This window comes from Enterobacter cloacae complex sp. 6730903 (assembly GCF_048283985.1).
Taxonomy (GTDB): Bacteria; Pseudomonadota; Gammaproteobacteria; order Enterobacterales; family Enterobacteriaceae; genus Enterobacter; species Enterobacter hormaechei_C.
This window is the reverse complement of sequence record NZ_JBLVXX010000108.1, coordinates 1-3,135: the sequence shown is the minus strand read 5'-3', so window position 1 is coordinate 3,135 and position 3,135 is coordinate 1. Positions and strand designations below refer to the sequence as shown.

The following is a 3,135-nucleotide window of genomic DNA, read 5'->3' as shown; positions in this document are numbered from 1 at the left end:
AATCGTAATATTGATAATATTATGACAATGTTTAGTTCTGTATACAAATGTCTTACAAGTACTTTGTTACAGCGATTAAACAATAAGGAAGCTGTTATCAGAGAGCTAAACTCCCTTGTTAATTACATTGATAATAACCAGAACCAGGCAGAAGATATTTATAATACTTTTAAAGCACAATATGAAATGAAAGTAATTGAGGGAGAGTTAACCCATGAAGTTCGCGTGAGAACCGTCAGGTTATAGGCAATAAAAAAGCCCCTATGCAGGGGCTAAAAGAGACTTCTTGATATAGGCTACTACTGAACTTCTTTCCAGACACCATCAGCTTTCACAAGCTTAACAGGCTTTGTCTGTTTCATATTGCTAATCGAGGCATCGACAATGCAGTTATAAACATTGTTTGCTTCTTCTGTGCAACTTAGTTTCTTAACATAATCTATTCTTAAAAGATCTTTTTCGGGAATACTTGAGTTCAGAGCTTTCATACTTGCATTTGATCTATCTACAACACTTTTGAAAGCATTGTATATGTCTTTTTCAGAAGGTTCGGAATTACAGGCTGTTAATAGAAAAGTAGAAAGGATAACTGCGAGAATTGAGTATGTTTTCATTTTCTTGTCCAGGAAACGATTAATTAAGAATGCCAGATTTTGTATTGTTATTATCAGTAGAGAATGTCCACTTGCTTACGGTTTCTCCATTGAAGTCGATTTCGAGAGTTTTAGACTGAGTCTGGGAACCGCCAGTTAGCAAACCGACAACAGGGATAAAAGTCGAGGCATTGAACTGATTGTTATACATGAAATATCTCCATTGCTCGTTGCCATCGTCAAGAGTCGTTCTGGTGTCAGGCTCACCAAGTTGAACAAGTAGCTCTGCCTTAGTTGTTTTGTTTTTAATTATTTTCGATTGAAGGCTTTGAGCCGTTTCATTTTTGATTTTTTGGTTCCCTGATGTTGAACAGCCAGAAATTAAAAATATTGCAATGAAAAAGGAGGTTACAATAAATTTATTCATTTTATCTTCCTTATTATAGTTGATTAGGGTTAGCTTTTATGTGTGAAAACGGCTCTGTGTGCAAATTTCTTACGTAAATAGAATCTCAAAGAAATTGCTGATGCAAAATAGATAACGACAGCAAATATAAAACTTTGACTGACAGCGAATATGAAGAAAGCTATCGCCAACAGCACAATTCCTATTAGTAAAGCTAACCAAGATGAAACGGCTCCATATTTGATGGTTGAATGACAGCCAGTGCAGACGCTAACTCCAAACTGGCTCTCTTTGAAGCAGAACGGGCACTTTATTGTTTCGTTTTTCATATCAACCTCAAGGTTGCAGATTAAATGGTGCGTTTACAGAGATTCTCGATGACCGACTCTCTTTAGTAAAATTGCTTGTACCGATCGATGATTAGCTCTTGATAGGTTCTGGCTATCACAACTAGATTATCGATCTGTAATAACGATCAATATTTTCTTGACTTAACATAAATTATTTACTAACAGGTGAGATGGGGTTTAAGGTGAGAGATGCAATGCTATGTCTATAAACGGATTTTTCTTTTCTGGCTTAGATGCTGAGTTGCATAGATTTTTGAAAATCTTGGGGGCGTGTTGTGAAGGATACTCTTACCAAAGCTTCTGAGAAGCTCTATGAACTGCCTTAAAGAGTCAAGCCACATAAGGAAGCGGAGATGCTTTTGTTGTTGTACCGCGTTTTTTTGAAGAATCTTTTCTACGATTTCGTTCCGTTTGTCTTCTCTGAGCCGTAATTCCAGTTCTGCAATTTTTCCACCGATACTTTCCCTTCTCTCAGTTGTCCTTAAAATCGTTGCAGGAGCAGGAGCAGGAGCAGGAGCAGGAGCAGGAGCAGGAGCAGGAGCAGGAGCAGGAGCAGGGGGTTCTTCTGGTGGTATGCCGGTTCGCAGAGCTTCTAGATGGTCTGGGTTGTAGTTGAGCCTGTTACTAAGATTTGCCCAACTGTAGCTCTTGCCCAATTGCGAAGCTTTGAAAGCTATATCGCGGTAGGAAAAAGAGAACCCGTTCATTTTCCCGGTAGAAGCGACATTCGCCGTCCAGCCGACTTCTGCTTCTTCCAGCCTCTTGATAAAAGTTAAAAGGTCAGGTGTATCTGCCAAACTTTTATCAATGATATGTTGGAGAGCTTCCTTAGGGGAGGGAACACCAGTCCGAGCCGATAGCATCTGTTCGTTGCGAGAGATTTTTTTCCGCTTCGGTTGCTTTGGTGAAATCGCAGAAGCTGTCTTGGTAACTGTCAGGTTATGAGCGATTTCAAGTTCACTAATGATCCGGGTGCTGATGAGGTTTTCGTTCCTGCCAAGGTATAGCTTCCCTCCATTGAGGTCTACGCGACTTGCGATAATGTGTATGTGCTGACCGGCCGGATCGTCATGAAGCACATAACAACGAAGATGAGTATCACTGAACCCCATCCTCTTCATGTAGTCATCTGCGATGCCGGACCATTGTTCATTCGTTAGTGTTTCACCGTCGGGTAAGCGAAGCGAGTTGTGCCAAACTGGTTTTACGACATCCTGGCGAAGATGCTTGGTGCTATCGAATTCAGCGATCAGTTCAAGGGCTGAATCACCTAACATGTTCCCGCCAATGACGACTGGATCACTTTTGTGGTGTGCTCCCGGTTTCAATGCATAATGAACAACACCTGAAAAGTTCTTACCCCTTTTGATCTTCTGCATACCCTTCATCGGGTTTGCTCCATACATCTGCATTTAACAGGTTCTGGCGAAGCTCTTCAAGTTGTCGCTTAACAGCGAAAAGCTCTGTATGAGTAAGCTGGCTATCTTTACTCTTACTGTCGATATGGATCGCAATTCGATTTAGCTTTTGTGATATGACAGTTAAGGCTTTCCAGGCTTCGGTATTAATCGCCGGTATAACAGGAGGCAAGTTTTGAAGGGAAGCCATACGAAGCCACTCTCCTTTTGAGTAATGCTTTCTTAATATATTAAGTTTCGATAATTCATTTTTGTTTAATCTGACACTAACACAGTAAGTCCTCTTTGAATCCATAACAGGGTTTGCATTTTTTTTACAATGCTGAATTTCTTTTTTTCTGCGTTTATCAGAATGAATAATAATTGGT

At 40.2% G+C, this 3,135-nt stretch carries 4 protein-coding genes and 1 pseudogene; 1 reads left to right on the top strand and 4 read right to left on the bottom strand.

Annotated elements, in window-relative coordinates; all coding sequences use genetic code 11:
• A pseudogene (locus tag ACNQ0W_RS24920) lies at positions 1-246 on the top strand (hypothetical protein); the annotation flags it as partial.
• Between the two features lie 53 nt (positions 247-299).
• Here the strand turns inward: ACNQ0W_RS24920 and ACNQ0W_RS24915 are convergent.
• The 4 genes from ACNQ0W_RS24915 to ACNQ0W_RS24900 all read right to left on the bottom strand — a co-directional run bounded on the left by ACNQ0W_RS24915 (position 300) and on the right by ACNQ0W_RS24900 (position 3,062).
• Positions 300-614 carry a hypothetical protein gene (locus ACNQ0W_RS24915; RefSeq protein WP_047736989.1) on the bottom strand — a complete coding sequence of 105 codons (315 nt, stop codon included), beginning with the start codon at positions 612-614 and terminating at the stop codon, positions 300-302.
• Positions 615-633: 19 nt separating this feature from the next.
• The gene (locus tag ACNQ0W_RS24910) at positions 634-1,020 is read right to left on the bottom strand and encodes a hypothetical protein (protein WP_023339480.1); all 387 of its coding nucleotides are present in this window, start codon (positions 1,018-1,020) and stop codon (positions 634-636) included.
• Positions 1,021-1,552: 532 nt separating this feature from the next.
• Positions 1,553-2,737 carry a relaxase/mobilization nuclease domain-containing protein gene (locus tag ACNQ0W_RS24905; RefSeq protein ID WP_417933285.1) on the bottom strand — a complete coding sequence of 395 codons (1,185 nt, stop codon included), beginning with the start codon at positions 2,735-2,737 and terminating at the stop codon, positions 1,553-1,555.
• Positions 2,706-3,062 (bottom strand): hypothetical protein, encoded by a 357-nt coding sequence (locus tag ACNQ0W_RS24900; protein WP_240324874.1) that lies wholly within the window; start codon positions 3,060-3,062, stop codon positions 2,706-2,708. The genes ACNQ0W_RS24905 and ACNQ0W_RS24900 overlap by 32 nt, the downstream gene beginning before the upstream one ends.
• Positions 3,063-3,135: the final 73 nt, after the last annotated feature.

Excerpts from the sequence above, each read along its gene's own strand:
- ACNQ0W_RS24915 (WP_047736989.1), bottom strand. The coding sequence starts at position 614 with ATGAAAACATACTCAATTCTCGCAGTTATCCTTTCTACTTTTCTATTA.
- ACNQ0W_RS24900 (WP_240324874.1), bottom strand. The coding sequence starts at position 3,062 with ATGGATTCAAAGAGGACTTACTGTGTTAGTGTCAGATTAAACAAAAAT.
- ACNQ0W_RS24905 (WP_417933285.1), bottom strand. The coding sequence starts at position 2,737 with ATGAAGGGTATGCAGAAGATCAAAAGGGGTAAGAACTTTTCAGGTGTT.
- ACNQ0W_RS24910 (WP_023339480.1), bottom strand. The coding sequence starts at position 1,020 with ATGAATAAATTTATTGTAACCTCCTTTTTCATTGCAATATTTTTAATT.